The 19,828-nt window shown below is 59.4% G+C and carries 16 protein-coding genes; 9 read left to right on the forward strand and 7 right to left on the reverse strand.

What is annotated here, in order from left to right; translation table 11 throughout:
* Genes I5192_RS19645 through I5192_RS19665 form a run of 5 tightly spaced genes read left to right on the forward strand, consistent with a single transcriptional unit; the run spans nt 1 to nt 6,157 of the window.
* On the forward strand, nt 1-264 hold the full coding sequence (locus I5192_RS19645) for a sarcosine oxidase subunit delta (RefSeq protein ID WP_223118560.1): 264 nt from the start codon (nt 1-3) through the stop codon (nt 262-264).
* Complete coding sequence (locus tag I5192_RS19650; protein ID WP_223118561.1) at nt 264-3,101, forward strand: 2Fe-2S iron-sulfur cluster-binding protein; 2,838 nt, start codon at nt 264-266, stop codon at nt 3,099-3,101. The genes I5192_RS19645 and I5192_RS19650 overlap by 1 nt, the downstream gene beginning before the upstream one ends.
* Nucleotides 3,101-3,652 carry a hypothetical protein gene (locus tag I5192_RS19655; RefSeq protein ID WP_223118562.1) on the forward strand — a complete coding sequence of 184 codons (552 nt, stop codon included), beginning with the start codon at nt 3,101-3,103 and terminating at the stop codon, nt 3,650-3,652. The genes I5192_RS19650 and I5192_RS19655 overlap by 1 nt, the downstream gene beginning before the upstream one ends.
* Complete coding sequence (locus tag I5192_RS19660) at nt 3,649-4,614, forward strand: D-2-hydroxyacid dehydrogenase (RefSeq protein ID WP_223118563.1); 966 nt, start codon at nt 3,649-3,651, stop codon at nt 4,612-4,614. The genes I5192_RS19655 and I5192_RS19660 overlap by 4 nt, the downstream gene beginning before the upstream one ends.
* Before the next feature lie 4 nt (nt 4,615-4,618).
* Complete coding sequence (locus I5192_RS19665; RefSeq protein ID WP_223118564.1) at nt 4,619-6,157, forward strand: trimethylamine methyltransferase family protein; 1,539 nt, start codon at nt 4,619-4,621, stop codon at nt 6,155-6,157.
* A gap of 42 nt (nt 6,158-6,199) precedes the next feature.
* On the opposite strand, the gene I5192_RS19670 is transcribed toward I5192_RS19665, so the two are convergent.
* From I5192_RS19670 to I5192_RS19690, 5 genes are all read right to left on the reverse strand, one after another.
* Entirely contained in the window at nt 6,200-6,940 is a 741-nt protein-coding gene (locus I5192_RS19670) for an Asp/Glu racemase (protein WP_223118565.1), read from the reverse strand.
* The gene (locus I5192_RS19675; protein ID WP_223118566.1) at nt 6,937-8,004 is read right to left on the reverse strand and encodes a histidinol-phosphate transaminase; all 1,068 of its coding nucleotides are present in this window, start codon (nt 8,002-8,004) and stop codon (nt 6,937-6,939) included. The genes I5192_RS19670 and I5192_RS19675 overlap by 4 nt, the downstream gene beginning before the upstream one ends.
* A complete protein-coding gene (locus I5192_RS19680) occupies nt 8,001-9,656 on the reverse strand; it encodes a hydantoinase B/oxoprolinase family protein (protein ID WP_223118567.1) in 1,656 nt (551 codons plus the stop codon). The genes I5192_RS19675 and I5192_RS19680 overlap by 4 nt, the downstream gene beginning before the upstream one ends.
* Complete coding sequence (locus I5192_RS19685) at nt 9,653-11,749, reverse strand: hydantoinase/oxoprolinase family protein (RefSeq protein WP_223118568.1); 2,097 nt, start codon at nt 11,747-11,749, stop codon at nt 9,653-9,655. Before I5192_RS19685 ends, I5192_RS19680 begins: the two co-directional genes overlap by 4 nt.
* 257 nt (nt 11,750-12,006) lie before the next feature.
* Entirely contained in the window at nt 12,007-13,614 is a 1,608-nt protein-coding gene (locus I5192_RS19690) for an ABC transporter substrate-binding protein (protein ID WP_170596386.1), read from the reverse strand.
* Nucleotides 13,615-13,832: 218 nt separating this feature from the next.
* Between I5192_RS19690 and I5192_RS19695 the strand changes: the two genes are divergently transcribed.
* From I5192_RS19695 to I5192_RS19710, 4 genes are all read left to right on the forward strand, one after another.
* Nucleotides 13,833-14,813, forward strand: a complete 981-nt coding sequence (locus I5192_RS19695) for an ABC transporter permease (RefSeq protein ID WP_170465664.1) — start codon at nt 13,833-13,835, stop codon at nt 14,811-14,813.
* Nucleotides 14,810-15,730 carry an ABC transporter permease gene (locus tag I5192_RS19700; protein ID WP_223118569.1) on the forward strand — a complete coding sequence of 307 codons (921 nt, stop codon included), beginning with the start codon at nt 14,810-14,812 and terminating at the stop codon, nt 15,728-15,730. The genes I5192_RS19695 and I5192_RS19700 overlap by 4 nt, the downstream gene beginning before the upstream one ends.
* Nucleotides 15,720-17,360 carry an ABC transporter ATP-binding protein gene (locus tag I5192_RS19705; RefSeq protein ID WP_223118570.1) on the forward strand — a complete coding sequence of 547 codons (1,641 nt, stop codon included), beginning with the start codon at nt 15,720-15,722 and terminating at the stop codon, nt 17,358-17,360. The genes I5192_RS19700 and I5192_RS19705 overlap by 11 nt, the downstream gene beginning before the upstream one ends.
* A 791-nt stretch (nt 17,361-18,151) precedes the next feature.
* Nucleotides 18,152-18,352: a hypothetical protein gene (locus tag I5192_RS19710; RefSeq protein WP_223118571.1), complete on the forward strand. Its 201-nt coding sequence runs from the start codon at nt 18,152-18,154 to the stop codon at nt 18,350-18,352.
* A 199-nt stretch (nt 18,353-18,551) separates the two neighbouring features.
* Here the strand turns inward: I5192_RS19710 and I5192_RS19715 are convergent, their stop codons facing one another.
* Nucleotides 18,552-19,226 (reverse strand): adenylate kinase, encoded by a 675-nt coding sequence (locus I5192_RS19715; RefSeq protein ID WP_223118572.1) that lies wholly within the window; start codon nt 19,224-19,226, stop codon nt 18,552-18,554.
* 121 nt (nt 19,227-19,347) lie between these two features.
* Complete coding sequence (locus tag I5192_RS19720; RefSeq protein ID WP_170423167.1) at nt 19,348-19,755, reverse strand: universal stress protein; 408 nt, start codon at nt 19,753-19,755, stop codon at nt 19,348-19,350.
* Nucleotides 19,756-19,828 lie beyond the last annotated feature (73 nt).

Below are 19,828 nucleotides of genomic sequence, written 5' to 3' on the forward strand. Positions count from 1 at the left end.
ATGAAGATCCTGATCTGCCCGATGAACGGGCCCCGCAATATTAATGAATTCCAGAGCTTCGGCCCTCTGCGCGCCAACCCCGACCCGGATACAACCAGCGATCAGGACTGGGCACGTCACCTGTTCCGCGCCGACAATTCACGCGGAACGCTGGTGGAATGGTGGCGGCACGTGCCCTCGAACTATTTCTTTCTGGCCGAGCGCAACGCCACCACGAACGAGGTGATCCGCACTTTTGACCCCTCAGAGCTGGAGCAAAGGTGATGGCCCGACTTCCCGCACCCTGGGGCAACAGGATCAATCGAGATGCGCCGGTATCGTTCAGCTTTGAAGGGCAGGCATTTCAGGGATACGAAGGTGATGTGATCGCCTCGGCTTTGGCCGGGAAGGGGAAGTGGATGCTGTCGCGCTCGTTCAAATACCACCGACCGCGCGGTGCGATGTCGATGGCGGGCACCGAGGCCGATACGCTGGTGCAACTGCCCTCGGACCCGAACGTGCAGGCCGACCGGCATCCGATTTCGGCAGGGCTGCAAGTTACGGCGCAGAACGTCAACGGATCACTGTCGCGAGACCGCGACGCATTCATGGACAAGCTGGGGCGATTCATGCCGGTGGGGTTCTATTATCGTACCTTCATGGGCCCGACGCGCAATAGCTGGCTGAAACTGTGGGAGCCGCTGATCCGCAAGAAGGCTGGGCTGGGCGTTCTGGATATCAACGCACCGAATGAAGACTACGAAAAGGCCAACCTGTTTTGTGACCTGCTGGTCGTCGGCGCGGGGCTGGCCGGGTTGACCGCCGCCATCGAAGCCGCCGAAGCCGGGGCTGACGTCATCCTGGCCGAGCAGGAGCCGGTATTGGGCGGCGCGCTGACCTATGGCCGCGATGTCGACAGGCTGTCCGACCTACTGGCGAAAGTGCAAAGTCTGCCGAACCTTCGCATCATGACCGATACAGTGGTGAACGGCTGGTTCGAGGACAACTGGCTGCCGCTGATCCGGGGCAACAAGCTGTTCAAGACGCGCGCGCGCGAGGTTCTGCTGGCCACCGGCTGCATCGAACAGCCCGCGATCTTCCGAAACAATGACCTGCCGGGCATCTTGCTGGGCACTGGCGCGCAACGGCTTATGCGGCACTATGGTGTGAAACCGGGCAAGCGCGCGGTGGTACTGGCCGCCAATCTCGACGGTTATCGGGTGGCGCTGGATCTGTTGGACGCAGGCGTAGAACTGGCGGCTGTGGTTGATCCGCGCCCCGGTGGCAGCGGCAGTGAGCTTGGCCAGCAACTGGCAACAAGGGGAACGCGTGTCATTCACGGCGCCGTGGGCGAGGCGCGTGGCAAGACCCATGTTACCGGCGTAAAGGTCGGAGGCGACTGGCTAGATTGCGATCTGTTGGTAATTTCGGTCGGCTATGCGCCAATGTGGCAACTGCCCTGTCATGCTGGCGCGAACCTTGGGTACAATGAAACGGCGGCGCGGTTTTCCCTGTCTCTGCCAGACGCTCCGCTGGGCATTGTCGGGGGTGTTGCCGGGGTCTTTGCGCCTGATGCGGTGGTGGCCGATGCGCAACGCGCGGCACAGACGGCGTTGACTCGTCTGGGGCTGCCAACCCGCGACATCGCGCAGGTCGAAGATGTAGAGGCTTCGTTGACGAATTTCGAACCGGCAATCGCCGGGCATCCCAAGGGCAAGGATTTTGTCGACCGGGACGAGGATATTCAAATCAAGGACCTGCAAAACGCGGTTAAGGAAGGCTATCGCGAGTTGGAGCTGATCAAGCGCTTTACCACAGTTGGTATGGGGCCGTCACAAGGGCGGCACTCGGCGCTGGCCACCGCCCGGGTGGTGGCCAAGGCGACCGACCGCACCATCGGGGAGATCGGCGTGACTACGGCCCGTCCGCCCTTTGGCCCCGAAACGCTGGGCGTGCTGTCCGGTCATCATCACCCGGCAGACAGGCGCACAGCGCTGCATCACGAACATATCCGGTTGGGGGCGGACATGCGCCCGGTCGGAGCGTGGTGGCGGCCTTATTTCTACGGCCCGAAACAAGACGCCAAGCGCCTCATCGAAGAAGAGGTGCATGCGGTGCGCAATGGGGTCGGCGTGCTGGATGTTTCAACTCTGGGCGGGCTCGAGGTGCGTGGCCCGGATGCGGGCGAATTCCTCAACCGCATTTACACCATGGCCTACAAAAAGCAGCCTGTGGGCCGCTGCCGGTACTGCCTGATGACAAACGAAATGGGCACGGTGATCGACGATGGCGTGGCGTATCGGCTGGCCGAGGATCTGTTCTATGTCACCGCCACCACCGGGGCCGTGGCGCGGGTTTATTCGGATATGTTGTTCTGGAATGCGCAGTGGCGGTTGGATGTGGATGTGCTGAACGTCACCTCGGCCTTCTCGGGCTTCAACATTACCGGTCCCAAGGCGCGCTCCGTGGTCGAAGCGCTGGACAGCGACATCGATTTCTCGCGCGATGGATTTGCCTATCTCGACGGGCGCAGCGGCATGGTGGCCGGGGTGCCGGTGCGCGCCATGCGGATTGGGTTCACCGGCGAGTTGAGCTACGAGCTGCACTGCCCCACCAGCTATGCCCACACCCTGTGGGATGCGGTGATGGCGGCGGGTCACGCGCACGAGTTGCGCCCTTACGGGCTGGAAGCCAGCCGGATTCTGCGGTTGGAGAAAGGCCATATCCTGATTGGTCAGGACACCGACGCGCTGACCTCGCCGGATGAGCTGGGGTTCGAATGGGCGATCTCGAAGACCAAGCCGTTTTTCGTGGGCAAGCGCTCAACCGAGATGCGCCGAAACAAAGGCCTGCCGCGCAAGCTGGTCGGGCTGACATTCGACGGGCCAGATGTACCGGGGGAAAGCTGTCTGGTACTGAGGAATGATGTACCGGTGGGGCATGTGACCTCGGTCCTGTGGTCGCCGACGCTGAACACCCATATCGCGCTGGCATATGTGCATGGCGATGACGCTACGCAAGGATCGCAGGTCACGGTGAAGTGCCGCAATGGCAAGCGCGTCGTTACAACTGTGCGCGGCCACACCTTTTTTGATCCTGAAAACAAACGGCAGGAGGTGTGATGATGCGAACCTATCCGCTTGACCCAAAGGGCGCTGCTGAAGGCACACTACTGGTTTCCGGGCAGATTATCGTGCAGGACCTGACCCATACGCCGCGTTTTGGCCTCAAGGGCCGAGGCACCGTGGCGTTTTTGCAATCGCGGGGCCTGAAGGTGCCAGACGTCAACGAAACCGCCGATGGCCTTCTGCGTCTGGGTCAGGAAGAGGTGGTGGTACTGGATGCACCTGCCGACCTGTATGCCCGGTGGCAGGTCGCCGCCACGCCAAAGGGCTATTATTCCTGGCGCGAGGAAACCTGGGCCATGATGCACCTGACCGGCCCGCGCCTGTTCGATCTGCTGGCCAAGATTTGCCCGGTCGACCTGTCGCCCGGTGCCTTTCCAGTGGGAAAGATCGCCCAGACCCGCGTGGGCTATGTCGAGGCAATCACATGGCGCAACGAACGCAAAGGTGTGGGGTTCGATGTCCTTTTCGACATCGCCGCCACTGCTTTTTTCGCCAACGCGGTAGCCATTGCCAGCGCTGAGTTCCAACCGGAGGTACCCGCATGAAATCCCCCACCGTGATCTTGCACACCGATAACCCCGACGCTGCCCGTGCCGTTCTTGCTGAAGGTCATCCCGATCTGCCGATCCACACCTGCGACAGCTACGAGGCGCTCACGGGTTTGATCGAGGATACAGGGGCTGAGGTTGTCTATTCCGTTCGCTTTGCGGGCACCCCCGGCTTTCCACGCGCAGCACTGGTCGAGAACCCGCAAATCAAATGGGCTTCGGTCGGCGGCTCGGGCACCGATCACCTGAACCCTTGGAACCCTGATGAGGTAACGGTGACAAATGCCGCCGGGGTCGCCGCCGATATGATGGCACAATATGTGCTGGGGGCGATGCTGCATTTCACGCTGGATTTCCCGGGCTTTCGTGCCGCGCAGGTGCGGCGGGACTGGATCGGCGGCAAAGTCGAGCCCATCGACAGCAAGACGGTGCTGATCATCGGCCTTGGCAAAACCGGAGAGGCTGTTGCGGCACGATCCAAAGCTATGGGGCTGAACACAATCGGTGTACGGGCCCGCCCGAAACCGACCCCCAACGTGGACGAGGTACACGGGATGGAGGCTTTGCCTGATCTCTGGCCACGCGCTGACTTTATCGTCGTTTGCGTACCACTGCTGGACAGCACGCGCGGTCTGGTCGGGGCGGAGGCTTTTGCCGCCATGAAACCGACGACGGTGACAATCGACGTCTCGCGAGGTGGGGTAATTGACGAAGCACCTCTACTGGCCGCGCTGGAACAGAACCGGATCAGAGGCGCGGCGCTGGACGTGTTCGTTACCGAACCGCTGCCTCAGGGGCACAGGTTCTGGGAACTGGACAACGTGATCGTCACACCGCACTGCAGCTCGGTCTATGACGGCTGGGATCTGAAATCGGTCCGCATGTTTTCCGAGAACCTGATGCGCTATCGCAAGGGCGAGGTGCTGAACAACATCGTAAATCCACAACGGGGATACTAGGTCAATGGCACGAGACAGACGCAGCGGCGGGCGACGCGGCAAATCCGGGCGCGCGGCGGTGGGGATCGAACAGCTGCCCTGGCAACAGGTGCGCAACAGCTATCCGCCATTCGAGCTGTTAAACCCTGAACAGATGGATCAGCTGCATACAACCTCAATGCGCATTCTGTCCGAGGCCGGTATCCGGGTGATGGGCGACAATGTTATGGACATTTTCGAATGCGCGGGGGCCATCGTAGACCGCGACACCAAGACCATCCGTATGGACGAAACCATTGTCGCCGAAGCGTTGAAAACGGTGCCCTCGGAATTCACGCTGACCTCTCGCAACCGCGCGAAACAGATTACGCTGGGCGGCGATCATGTGAATTTTGGTTTGGTTGCCGGGCCGCCGAACGTACATGACTGTATCAATGGCCGCCGTCAGGGTAATTACGATGACTATTGCAACTTCATCCGGTTGGCGCAGCACTTCAACGCTATCCATCTGATCGGCAATCAGGTGATGGCCCCGATCGAAATGCCCGCCAACAACCGCCATCTGGACACCTACAACGCCAACCTGAGCTATAGCGACCTGAGCTTTCACTGCACCGCTATCGGGCGCGGGCGGGCGATGGATGGCATCAACATGATGGCGATTTCGCGCGGTCAGAAACCTGAGGACATGCGCGGCGATCCGGGGGTGATCACAATCATTTCGGTGAACTCTCCACGCCTGTTCGACGATGCCATGGGTGACGGCCTGATCGCGATGGCCGAGTATGGTCAACCTGTGACGGTCACGCCATTCACTCTGATGGGGGCAATGACACCGGTCACGCTACCTGCCGCGCTGGCGCAACAGAACGCCGAGGCGCTGTTCGGTGTGGTGCTGACGCAGTTGGTCAGCCCGGGAGCGCCTGTCATGTATGGCTCATTCACCTCGAATGTGGACATGAAATCCGGGGCTCCGGCCTTTGGCACACCGGAAAATGCCAAGGCGAATATTGTCGGCGGGCAGCTGGCGCGGCGCTATGGTATTCCATACCGGACATCGAACGCAAATGCATCCAACGTGGTGGATTTGCAGGCGGCATACGAAACGATGATGGCCACATGGGGCGCGGTTCTGGGAGGGGCCAATATCGTCTATCATGCCGCCGGCTGGCTTGAGGGCGGGCTGACCGCATCTTATGAGAAATTCGTCATGGATATCGAGATCATCCAGAACATGATGGAATTCCTCAAACCGATGAAATTTGACACGGATGAACTGGGCCTGGACACCATCAAATCGGTGCCCACTGGCGGCCATTTCTTTGGCGTCGATCACACGATGGAACGCTATGAGACCGCGTTCTACAAACCGATGCTGTCCGACTGGCAGAACTATGAAAACTGGGAGGCGGCCGGAGCCAAGGACGCCCTGCAACGCGCCACCGAGGTTTGGCAGCAGGCGCTACGCGAGTATCAGATGCCCGAGATGGACCCCTCTGTGCGTGAGGAGCTGGATGCCTATATCGCCAAACGCAAGGAAGAGATCGGCAGCGGCGAACCCTGATGGAATATCGGGGCAGGGGGGTCGACCGCTGCCCCGGTTCGTTTACAGAAGATCGAACAACCGGCCCGGCAGAGCCTCGTGGCGTGGCAGACCCAGCGCCCGCATCATGCAGAACATCATCGCCTGATTTGAGGTCACTACCGGCTTGTCCAGCGTGTCCTCGATCTGCTCGATGGCCTCGACTGCGCGCATGTCGGTGCAGCTGAGCACGACGGCTTGCGCGTTCGGGTGGTCTGCCTCACAGGCGAGGTCGTAAACCTCGTCCGGGGTCAGCTCTCCCTGTCCGTAATTGCCCAGCTCGCGGCCAACATCGGCGCAACGCACGGTTTCGATGTCGTTTGCGGCCATGAAATCCATCGCCTGCGTGTTGATCTCGCCCAGATAGGGCGAGGAAAAGCCCACTTTCGTCACCCCAAGCGCCTGAATGGCAGCGATCAGCGATCCGGCGGCTGTCAGCGATTGCGCCCCCGATCCGGCCTTGATCTGCTGCGCCAGATCGGCGTCGAAAGACGGTCCATGGGTCAGCGTGGCCGAGGTGCAGCCGTACAGCACCACATCTGGCCGCACGCCCGAAATCATCCGCAAATCGTGGCTGATGTCCGAGGCCCCAAGCCCCGCCATCTGGTCAGAACCGGGGATTTCATCGACATCATAACCACCCATGCGCTGGAAATGCACGGTGGTATCCGGGCAGCGCATCAAGGCCATATCGGCCTCGAGGTTGGTATTGGTGAAGGGCACCAGAACGCCGATCTTGGCCCGGGTACGCGTTTCGTGGCTCATGACGTTACCTTTCTTAGAACGGCCAGACAGCGATCCATTACCGGCGTGTCGCAGATCGTGGCGCGCAGGCAGTCGGACAGACCATAGCCGCCCATACCGCGCATCAGCAGTTTCTCGGCCCGTAGCGCGGCGTCGGCATGTTGCGCCTGCTCGGTCGAGGCAAAGCGGATCAGCACGAAATTGGTGTGGCTGTCCGGCACGATCAGCCCCAGATCGCGGCAGTCCTGCGCGAACCGATCGCGAATGGTTGCCGTTTTCGCGACCACGTCCCGCATATGCGCCTGATCGCGCATCGCCGCCGCTGCCGCAGCCTGCGAGGCAATCGAGATATTATTGGGGTTCAGCAGCTTGCGCAGCTCTCCGGCGATACCCATGGGGAAATGGCCCCACCCGGCGCGCGCCCCGGCAAGCCCGTAAGCCTTGGAGAAGGTGCGGGTGATCACGGTATCCCCCCGATCAGCCAGCGCGAAAATCTCTGCTGGATCGTTGGCTTGGTCGGCGAACTCGGCATAGGCCTGATCGACCACCAGCAGCACGTCGCCGGGTAGCGCGTTGCGCAGGCGCAGGATCTCGGAATTCGGGATCAGGGTGCCGGTGGGATTGCCCGGATTACAGACGAACACGATACGGGTCGCCGGGGTGACGGCGGCCAGAACCGCGTCGACGGATACGGTCAGATCGACCTCGGGCGCGGCCACGTATTCGGCCTGCGCCTGTGCCGTGGCCGAAGTGACAAAGGCATAGCCATATTGCGTGCCCAGCACCTGATCGCCGGGCCCGGCAAAGGCGCGGATCAGGCAGCCGATCAGCTCCATCGAGCCCGCGCCGCACAGCACCCGCGCCGGGTCGAGCCCGTGTACCCCGGCAATGGCCGCGCGCATGTCGGGCCATTCGGGATCGGGGTATAGCGTCAGATCAGCCAGCGCCGCCTGCCCGGCCGCCACGGCGGACGGACTGGCCGGAAAGGCGCTTTCGTTCTGCGCCAGCGAGATTGTGCCTTCGGCACCCAGATCGGCCAGCGCATAGGCGCCCATGGCGCCGACATAAGAAACCGGACGGATCATGTGTCACCTCCGTAAGCTTTGGCCCCCTCGGCACTGACCAAACCGCGTTTGAGGTCCAGCGCCAGCGCATCCGAGTTGCGGTCGCCCGGATCGCCGAAACCGCCACCACCGGGAGTGTCGAAGATCAGATAATCGCCGCCTTCGACCCGCAGCTCTCCCTTGCCGGGAATGTCGCTGTCGCCATCACGGAACCGGATGCGCCCCGGCGCGCCGGGCTGACCGCCCATGCGGCCCAGGGCGGGGAATTTCAGCCGCTCGACCGACAGGAACACGATGAAGGGCGCACCGTTGGACGAGGTCATCTCGATCCGCTGCCCCAGCCCGCCGCGATACTTGCCCGCGCCGCCGGAATCCGCACGCAGTTCGCGCCGCCAGATGGTGACGGGCGCGACGCTTTCGGTGATCTCCACCTGCGAACCGAACACGCCCGAGGGGTAGGCGGTGGCTGACAGCCCGTCCGCATGAGGCCGCGCGCCGGTGCCGCCATTATGTACCGGTTCCACTGCGAATTCGCGCCCACCATCGCGGGCCACCTCGGGGGCGTGGCGCATGGGCAGGTCGAACATGCAGCTTGCGCCCTCGGCGGGCACTTCATCAGGTAGTGCCTGATGCAGACAGCCCAGCACCAGATCGGGTGTCACCTGACCCAGCGTGTGCCGCATCGCCACCGGCACCGGGCGCTGTGCGTTCAGGATGCAGCCCTTGGGGCCGTCGACGGTGAACGGCTCCAGCGATCCGGCATTGTTGGGGATGTCCGAGCCGACGATGCAGCGCAGCGCAAACACCGTATAGGCGGTAGCATAGTTCAGCGGCACGTTGATGCCCTTGCGCGAACAACCCGAGGTGCCGGTGAAATCCACATGCATCCCCGATTTACTGACGGTCAGGGTTGCGTGCAACTCCAGCTCATTCTCATAGCCATCCATTTTCAGGACGTTTTTGTAGATACCTTTGGGCACCTCGGCGATGGCCTCAAGCGTGCCACGGCGCGAAGTGTCGATGATGTAGGACCCCAGCGCATCCAGATCGGTCAGGCCGAACTCTTCCATCATACTGACCAGCCGGTTCACCCCGGCCTCGCAACAGGCGATCAGGGCATAGATGTCGCCCTCGTTGGCGATGGGCTCGCGGCTGTTGGCGCGGATGATGTCCAGCAGCAGCGCGTTGGGGATGCCTTCCTCGACCAGTTTACAGGGCGGAATCAGCAGCCCCTCGTCATAGATGTCGGACCCTTCCGGCCCCATGCCCAGACCACCCAGATCAACCAGATGCGAGGTGCATGAGGTGAAGCCCACTACCTTGCCATCCTTGAACGCGGGCATCATCAGCAGGAAGTCGTTCAAATGCCCCGAGGCCAGCCACGGATCGTTGGTCATGTAGATATCGCCCGGTTTCATGGTCTGAACCGGGAAGGCGGCGCGCAGGTGCTGCACCGCTTCGGCCATGGTGTTGATATGGCCCGGCGTGCCGGTCACCGCCTGTGCCAGCATCCGGCCGTTGACGTCGAAGATCCCGGCGGAGATATCGCCGCATTCGCGCACGATGGGCGAAAAGGCGGCGCGGATCAGGGTCTGGCCCTGTTCCTCGACCACCGCCAGCAAACGGTTCCACATCACTTGTAGGCGGGCGGGGGACAGATCGGTCGTCATCATGCGCCTCCTTTCTGGTCCTGAACCAGGACGAGGTTTCCTATGGCATCCACATGGGCCGAGAAATCGGCCGAGACCAGCGTGGTGGTCTGCGGTTCGTGGATCAGGGCGGGGCCTTGTATGCGATCGCCGGGGTGTAGGTCAGCCCGCGCCACGAATGCGGCTTGTCTCAGCGCCCCGTCCACATCGCAGGTGATCGGGCGGGATTCGGTTGCGGTGATAGTAGCCAACGCCGGAGTTTCCGGTACTGGCGGCACGGCGCAGTCGCTTGTGGCGACGCGCACCGCCCAGTTGAGAATCTCGATCTGCATCCCCGGCACCGGGCGTGAGAACTGCTTGCGATATTCTTCCTCAAAGGCGGTGGTCAGCGGTGCAATATCGTCTGCCGTCAGATGCCGGTCGGACAGAGTGATCTCGATCTCGTGACCCTGACCGTTGTAGCGCATGAAGGCTGTGCGGTGGGTTTCGGTCGGGGCATTGCCCGCGCCCTGGGCAACCACGCCTTTGGCTTCGGAAATCATTGCGTCGAACAGCGCGTTGATCTCATCCATGTCCATGCTGTCCAACAGCGAATAGCGCGAGCGGACGATTTCGAACGACACGGGTGCGAACAGGAAGCCCACGGCAGACCCCACGCCCGGATTGGGCGGGATTACAATGCGGCTGACCCCGGCGGACCGTGCCACCCGGCTGGCATGCAACGGCCCGTTGCCGCCAAAGGCAATCATCGTGCGCGGTCCAAGATCCTTGCCCGATTCCACCGCGTGCATCCGGCCCGCGCTGGCCATGCTTTCGTCGACGATGCGGCTGACGCCGTCGGCTGAGCCAACGGCATCGAGATCTAGTTTCGACCCGATCACCCGGCTCAGCGACTGTTTCGAGCCTTCGGGGTCCAGCTTGATATGCCCCTCGGCAAATGTGTCGGGCACGATGTAGCCCAGCGTAATGTCGCTGTCTGTCACAGTGGGCTCGGTGCCGCCGCGCATGAAGGCCACGGGTCCGGGTTCAGACCCCGCCGATTTCGGACCCACGGTCAGGCGTCCCAGCCGGTCAACCCCGGCGATGGACCCACCGCCCGCGCCGATCTCGATCATCTCTATCACCGGGATGCGCACTGGCATGCCCGAGCCCTTTATGAACCGCGCGGCGCGGGCGATCTCGAACTGGCGCGAGGTCTGCGGGCGGGCCTTGTCGATCAGGCACATCTTAGCGGTGGTGCCGCCAACGTCAAAGGACAGCACCTGATCCAGCCCGGTGCGGGCGGCGATGCGGGCGGCCAGAATGGCCCCTCCGGCGGGGCCGGATTCCACCAGCCGGATCGGAAAACGCGCGGCGGTGCGCACGGTGCACATGCCGCCGCCCGCCGTCATCATCAGGATCGGACAGGTCACGCCCTCGGCCTCGAACCGGTCGACGAAACGGGCCAGATAGGTCTGCATCAGCGGCTGGATATAAGCATTGGCAACGGTGGTGCACAGCCGGTCGAACTCGCGCGCCTCGGGGCTGACCTCGGACGAGATCGAGACGGTCAGATCGGGCCGCTTCTCAGCCAGCACATCGCGTAGGCGGCGTTCATGGGCGGGGTTGGCATAAGCGTGCATCAGGCAGATCGCTATGGCCTCTGCGCCGCTCGCGTCGATATCGGCCAGCAGTGCGTCGATGGCCGAGTCTTCGAGCTCGATCAATACCTGACCACCCGCCGACATGCGTTCGCGCACGGTCAGAGCACGCTCGCGCGGCACCAGCAGGTCAGGCTTCTCGAGGTTGATATCGTATTGCGAATAACGCCGCTCATACGCGATTTCCAGGATGTCGCGAAAGCCTTCGGTGGTCACCGTCGCCACCACCGCGCCGCGACGTTCGATCAGCGCATTGGTCGCCAGGGTGGTGCCGTGGATAAAGCCGGTCACCTGATCCAGCGTCCGGCCCGATTGCTGCATTACTCGCGCGGCCCCTTCCATGGCGCCGTCGGCAGGGTTCTGATGGGTGGTCAGGGTCTTGGTGGAGGCCAGGATTGTCTCTTCGCCAGAGACAAGGACCGTATCGGTGAAGGTGCCGCCAATATCGATGGCCAGGCGCAGCGTTTGAGTTGTCATGAGGTCTTCCGAAATTCCTGTAATCGCAGCGTAAAGCAAAAGGCCCGAGGCCCTGCTTTATGCAAGGATCACAAGATCACAGCCGGTTGCGCGGCGGTCCGTAGGATTCGGAATGTCAGTCTGTGTCATGGGCGAAATGTGCAGTTTCAAGATAGCGGCAGCAAGCTGGATTACGACAGAAAGGCCTGCAAGCGACATCTATCGTCTCTGCAGGCCAGAAATCTGCCGACACGGGCCACCAGACGGAGAGCGCGCGATCAGGCAAGCCACCAGCGTTCAGGGGCTTTGGCACCATCCATTTCCCAATTCGCGGCGATCTCGCCCTGGGCGACGGTTTTGGCAACACCCATGATATGATTGGCGAACATCGGAACGATCGCACCGCCATCATCATGAACCAAAGTCTGCGCTTCGGCATACAGAGTGCGGCGTTTGGCGTCGTCCAGCTCTGCACGGGCCTCGACCACGATGGCGTTGAAGCGATCGGCGGCTTCGCCTGTGCGCCAGGCGGTCTCGTTCCATTCGGTGTCGTTGGTATAGGCCGATGCAAACATCCAGTCCTCGGTCGGGCGGCCCGACCAGTACGAGAATGACCAGGGTTTCTTGTTCCAGACATTCGACCAGTAGCCATCCGAGGGTTCGCGAACCACTTCGATTTCAATACCTGCTTCGGCCGCGGATGCGGCGATCAATTGAGCCGCATCTACTGCGCCAGCAAATGCCGCGTCTGAAGATGACAGCTGCAGCGCGCCGCTATGGCCTGATTTCTTATAGTGATAGGTGGCCTTTTCAGCATCAAATTCGCGTTGCGGTAGATCGCCGTCGAAATAGCGGTTGGCGGTCGAGATCGGATGATCGTTGCCCAATGAGCCATGACCCAGCAGGATCTTGTCGACCAGTTCCTGGCGTTTGACTGCCAGCTTCAGCGCCATGCGCAGATCGTAATTGTCGAAGGGCGCGGCATCGACCCGCATTGGTATCGTGTAATGCAGGGTCGAGGTTTTCTCGAGGATGTTGATATGTGGTGCCCGCGATAACAGGGCGACCGTCTTGGGATCGACCCGGTCGATTGCCTGGACTGATCCGTTCATCAGCGCAGTCTGGCGCGCAGTCGGGTCGATGATAGTAAGGAACTCGACCTCATCGAAATGGGCCCGATCCTGTTTGAAGTAATTCGGGTTGCGGCGCGCCTTTACCCGCACGCCCGGCTCGTACACCTCAATGATATAGCCACCGGTGCCGATACCGGATTGCGGGTCGGTCAATTTGCCATCGGTCGAAGGCATTATGACCAAGTGATAGTCCGACAGGATGTATGGGAAGTCGGCATTGGCTGATTCCAGCTCGAACACCACGTTGTTGCCATCGGCGCGCATTGATTTGATTTGGGCGACCAAGCCGTTCACCGCAGATTTCGATCCCTCGCCACGGTGGTGGTCGATAGTGGCGATGACATCGGCAGGGCTAAGGATTTGGCCATTGTGGAACTCGACCCCTTCACGCAGGGTGAATACCCAAGTGATCGCGTCGTCCGAGGAATACTCGGTCGCGAGTTCGGGCACCAAATTGCCGCTTGCATCTACTTCGACCAAGTTGTTGCCGAACAGATAGGCGACAGCGGTGTTGATCGTACCTTCATAGGTTGCTGGATCTAACGAGTCGGTGGTCGAACCGCTGCCAAAGCCAAATTTGATCGCTCCGCCTTTTTTGGGGACCTGCGCAAGTGCTTGTCCGGATAGGCTCAATGCTGCTGGAACGGCAAGGCCTGCAGCCAGTGCGCTTGACATGAAGCTGCGACGTGAAACCCGACCGCTCTGCAGTTTCTGCATCTGAGAGGACAGGAAAGGTGATCCGGGCTTTTTCATTTGGGGCCTCCTGGTTGAACCTGTTGTTCACAATGTTCTTTGAACCGCAGCACGCAGGCCCGTTCCGAACGTCCAAGCGAAGATCACTCGGCTGTACGGCTTCAACAAACGAAGAAAACGGGGACATAGGTCATGTTTTCTTTGTCAGTGTTGCGGAGATGATCTGTCTAGACTGCGCGCACCCGCCGAATGAAGCCCCGCAGACGCAAGGAGTTCAGATGCATCCGGTTCTGGTGACGATACTGAAACGCCTGGGACTTGGCGTAGTGACCCTAGTTGTCGTTTCCATCATTATCTTCTGTTCAATACAAATGCTGCCCGGCGATTTCGGTGAGGCTGTACTGGGCCAGGCCGCGACTGAGGAAACGGTGGCGGCGTTCCGGGCCGAGCTTGGCCTCGATAAACCTGCCTATATTCGATATTTCGACTGGATCGGTGCGTTGGCGACCGGGGATCTGGGAACGTCGTTCTCAGGTCGGGCGAGTTCGGGTGTGGATCGATCACGTCCGGTAGTGGAACTGGTCGCACCGCGCTTATGGAACACATTGTTTCTTGCGGGTATGGCGGCGCTGATCTCGGTTCCGCTAGCGCTGTTTCTGGGCATCACCACCGCGCTGTGGCGCAATTCGCGTTATGATAAGCTGGCCAGCGCCAGCACCTTGACGGCGATCTCTTTCCCCGAGTTCTTCGTGGCCTATATCCTGATTTTGCTGTTCGGAACGCTATGGCCGGTGTTGCCGTCGTTGGCCAATGTGGAGCCAGGGATGCCGCTGGTCGAGCGGATCGTCAAATGCATATTACCTGCGCTTACACTGACACTTGTAATCGTCGCGCACATGATGCGTATGACGCGGGCTTCGCTGATCAGTCTTCTAGCTTCACCCTATGTCGAGATGGCGCGGTTGAAAGGAGAGAACGCCCGCCGCGTGGTTCTGCATCACGCGCTGCCCAATGCGTGGGCGCCAATTTCAACGGTGGTCGCGTTCAACCTGGCCTATCTGGTAGTTGGAGTGGTCGTGGTCGAGGTGGTGTTCGTCTATCCCGGCGTCGGCCAACTGATGGTCGATGCGGTCAGCTCGCGCGATATCCCGGTGGTTCAGGCGTGCGCCCTGATATTCGCCGCCACATATGTCCTTCTGAACTTGATTGCCGACATCATTGGAATCGTCACCAACCCGAGGCTTCTGCACCCAAAATGAGCCAGACAAGCAAGACATATTCAGCCGCCGCCGAGGTGGGTCGCGTGCGGACCCGTCGCAGCAAGCGCGAGCGTATTTGGATCGAGCTGAAGAAAGCGCCGCCGACAGCAATTTTCGGCATGTTTGTGATCCTGTTCTATCTAATCATGGCAATCGGAGCGCCGGTCATCGCGCCTTATGGTGAGGCCGAGGTATTCCCGACGCCTTACGCACCCTGGTCGTCCGAGCATTGGCTGGGTACCGACCAGATCGGGCGTGATATCCTGTCGCGGCTGATCTATGGCGCGCGCAACACCATCGGTATCGCTTTTTTCACTACGCTGCTGGCGTTCTTCATCGGAGGCGGTCTGGGGCTGATCGCTGCGATTAACCGCAGTTGGCTGGATCAATTGATCAGCCGGGGCGTAGATGTATTTATGGCCATTCCCAGCCTGATTTTCGCGCTGATGCTGCTGTCGATTTTCGGCTCGTCGGCGCTGTCGTTGATTTTGATTATTGCGATTCTGGATTCAACCCGCGTGTTCCGCCTGACTCGCGCTGTGGCGGTGAACGTGGCAGTGATGGATTATGTCGAGGCAGCCCGGCTGCGCGGCGAAAAACTGCCTTGGGTGATGCGTCGCGAGATTTTGCCCAACATCATGCCTCCGCTGGTGGCCGAGTTCGGGCTGCGATTCTGTTTCGTGTTCCTAACCATCGCTGCGCTCAGCTTTCTGGGCGTCGGTATTCAGCCCCCCACCGCCGATTGGGGCACCATGGTGCGCGAGACCGCCAACCTGATCCAGTTCGCCAAATATGATTTCAAGGCCGGGATCACGCCACTGCTGCCCGCTGCCTCGATCGCGTTGATCACTGTGGCGGTCAACTTTGTCGTCGACTGGTTCTTGCACAAAACAAGCGGATTACGCGATGAACACTGAGACTGATCTTCTGCTGGATATGCGCGACATCCGTATCGAGGGGTTCTCGGACGAAAAGTGGAATCCGATCATCAAAGGTGTCAACCTGAACCTAAAGCGCGGTGAGGTGCTGGGCCTGATAGGCGAAAGTGGCGCGGGCAAGTCGACGCTGGGCAAAGCGGCTATGGGATTCACGCAGCCCGGCTGTCGTATCACGGGCGGTTCGATCCGGTTCAAGGGGCAGGAGTTGCGCGATCTGGACGACCACGTGCTGCAGCATCTGTGGGGATCGCGGATAGCCTATGTGGCCCAATCGGCGGCTGCGTCGTTCAACCCGGCGCAAAAGTTGTTGGATCAGACCGTCGCTGCAACGGTGCGCGAGGGACTGCAACCCGAGAATTTCGCGCGTGAGGATGCCCGCGCGCTTTATGCCTCGTTGTCGTTACCGCATCCCGAAACGATTGGTGACCGCTATCCGCATCAGGTCTCCGGTGGCCAGTTACAGCGGATCATGACAGCCATGGCGATGTCACCCCGTCCCGATTTGATCATTTTCGACGAACCGACAACTGCGCTGGATGTGACGACCCAGGTCGAGGTTCTGACTGCTATGCGCCGGATCGTCGAAGAATTTCATACCGCCGCAATCTACATAACCCATGACCTGGCGGTGGTCGCGCAGATGGCGGACCGGATCAAGGTGCTGCGCTATGGAGAAGAGGTAGAAGAGGCGGAAACGCGCAAAATGCTGTCTGCGCCCGAGCAAGAGTATACCAAATCCCTCTGGTCCGTGCGGCTGTTGCAAAAACAAGCCGAGACTTCGGATGATATCATCCTTAAAATTGACGGTGTGGATGCGGCCTATGGCAAGAGCGCCAAGGTGTTGCACAATGTGTCAATCAGCCTGCCGCGGGGGCGCACGGTGTCGATTGTCGGCGAATCCGGATCTGGTAAATCGACCACGGCGCGGGTGATCACCGGCTTGCTGCCAGCCACAAGCGGGCAGGTCACGTTCAATAGCGAGGTCCTGCCAAACGAACTGAAAAATCGCAGCCGTGATCAGCTGCGCAGAATTCAGATGATTTATCAGATGGCCGATACCGCGATGAACCCGCGTCAAACCGTAGGTGAAATCATTGGACGTCCGCTGGAATTCTATCATGGTCTGCGGGGCCGGGCGCAGGAAGACCGGGTCATCGAACTGCTTGAAGCCATCGAGTTGTCGGAAGACTTCTACGATCGTCTTCCCAGCGAATTGTCCGGCGGACAAAAACAGAGAATTTGCATAGCGCGCGCTCTGGCCGCGGACCCTGAGGTGATTATTTGTGACGAAGTGACGTCCGCACTGGACCAGATTGTGCAGGAAGGCATACTGCAATTGCTGATGCGCCTACAAAAAGAGCGCGGAATCTCCTATCTGTTCATCACGCATGACATTGCCACGGTCGAGGCTATTTCGGACGAGATTGTTGTGATGCTGAATGGTCAAGTCGTCGAGCAGGGATTGAAGAATACCGTTCTATCCGAACCCTTCCCGGACTATACAAAGCTGCTGCTAAGTTCGGTTCCCGAGATGGACCCGGATTGGTTGACGAACCTGCTGAAAGAGCGAAAAGAAAATCACTTAAATACAAAACATGACACTGCGTAGGCGCGGGCAATAACAACACTTGGGAATCTCAGTCGCAGTGGATTTCTCATTTTGCTTGTATTCCGAAACTCAGTTTTTACCGACATCTCGACAGATCGGTGTAAAGAGAACCTGCAACTCAGGAGCAACTCGCGAATTAAGGTGGCTTTTGACTGGATCGCATTGATGTTCTTGTTCACAATCAGTTCGATCCTCTTTTGGGCTGCCATAGGGTTAATATTTGAGGTCGCCGCAGGCCGTGTAATTGCCTCGTTCTTCGACACCCCATTGGTGACATGGGTTGCAGTCATCGCAACCTTCCTCGCCGGGTTTCCTCAGGCAGCGCGTGCGAAGCCTTGTCGCAAAATACGAGTGCAAGGCTGCGATCAATAATGTGCGAGCGGCGCTTGTCGTGATGACTGTCCCAATGGCATCATCTCCGACGGTCATGGGACTGCTTTCTGCAATGGGTGCTCGAGTAGTGGCTGGAATGCTGCAGAGCGCACCTTACATGCGTCGCAAAAGGATCTTACCGACTAAACCTCCTAGAACTACATAGTCCAATTTGGTGATGCCTTATGAACAATAGATCTGGGACCGAGTGAACGTCGATCTCAATCTGGCATCTCCTGTCTTGTTCGTTGGAGGTGGCAGTAGCACTTTGCCTACCAAGCTGCTCGCATCGCGACCACTGATGCAGGTCGCCCGGTTTTTTTCTGATCGACCCTGGCGAGCGGGCGCAGAGCTTTTACATCTCTTTTTCGACCAACCTGACTCATGGGGACAACGCAATCCTTCGAACGCAGCATTGGGTGCAAATGCGTTATGCGGGCCCGATCCCGGTTTCCGAATTGGCCCGCACCGCTCGACTTGAGCTGCGCACTTTTGGATTCCGATTCCTGACGGCCACGGGTTTCACGCCATCGGAATACCTGCAACAGCGTCGCATCACCAATGCCTGTCAGAGGCTGGAACTATCGCAGTCCAGTATCGAACCATCGCCCGGGATATGAGGTATATGGATGTTTCAGCATTCCGCCGAATGTTTCACGAAATAGTCGACCTCTCGCCGGGAGATTACCGCAAGCGCTTTTCTTTTCCTAAAGACGCTTCGCATTTAAGAAAATGACGTCTGAACAGCCTTTCTTGGGTCTGTTTTTGCTTTGGCTAAGCGTAATTGCAAAGGTCTTATTCCTCTGCTTTCTTTTGTCATCACGACCTTGATGATATGGTGGCCTCGATGCTTCGATTGATTGCCTCGATCGGTCCCATTGCATCAACATTCGCCAAAACGCCCATATGGCTATAGTAGTCGATCAAGGGTGAAGTCTGTTCACGATATTCAATCAGACGTGCAGCGACTGTTTCGGCCTTGTCGTCAGCGCGGCGCATAAACTCAGAGCCTCCGCAATTGTCGCAGCGTTCCGCTGCCTCAAGCGGTTTGAATGTATCATGGTAACCTTCGCCACATCCTGCACAAGTAAAGCGACCGGAAATGCGGTCGACCATCTTCTTGTCATCCACCGCAAGACTGACGACAGCGCTGATCTGCTGCCCCGTTTCCGCCAATAGTTGATCCAATGCGCGCGCCTGGCTAAGCGTGCGTGGAAATCCGTCTAATATCACCCCTCCGGCACAGTCCGAATCCCTCATACGGTCACGCAAGATCGAAATGACGATGTCATCTCCGACGAGCCTGCCTTCAGCCATGATAGATTCCACCGCCTTGCCTGTTTCGCTGCCGCTTTCAATCGATCTTCGGAGCAAATCGCCTGTCGACAACTGAACCAAGCCAAATTTTTGCTCAAGCAGTCGGGATTGCGTTCCCTTACCGGCACCAGGAGGGCCGAGAAGGATTAACACTTTAGACGTATTCGGGCTGGTCACTCTTTTTCCTCTTAGAGAATATCGTAAGCACGACTTGGAATAGACCGCTCAGTGCCATTTCAGATGTATTAGCGGTGTATGACGGTCGTGTGTGGGCGTTGCGTCTGGTCCGTAGACCAGACTATCGCACCACGTGTACGGAACAGTTTGCATGCCTGACTACGCGTGCCGCTGTGGACCCCAGAAGATAATCCTGCAATCCAGGCTGGTGGCTTGCGATAACGATGCAGTCTGCATTGTTATTCGTTGCATAATCGAGAATTCCACGGCCCGACTGTCCTTCGACAATTTCAATTTTGGAGTCCGCAACCCCGTCGACTAGTGGGCCCAGTTTGTCAGTAACGCTGGTCTTTGCGATATCCAGATGGTTTTCAGGAAGCAGGTCGCTTGTGTATTGCGGAAGGTGCTCAATGACATGCAATAGAGTAATATGACCACCATCCGAGCGGAGAGTTTGTGCGACATCCAGCGCTCTTTGCGCGTCGCGGTCGGTATCAAAGGAAACAGGGACTAGAATATTTCCATACATTTCTGGTTCTCCAGCAGGTAGAAAAATTCAACAACCAGAGAAGGGAACAGGTCCGCCTGCCCTGGTTGTTGAA

It is taken from the genome of Ruegeria sp. SCSIO 43209 (assembly GCF_019904295.1).
GTDB lineage: Bacteria > Pseudomonadota > Alphaproteobacteria > Rhodobacterales > Rhodobacteraceae > Ruegeria.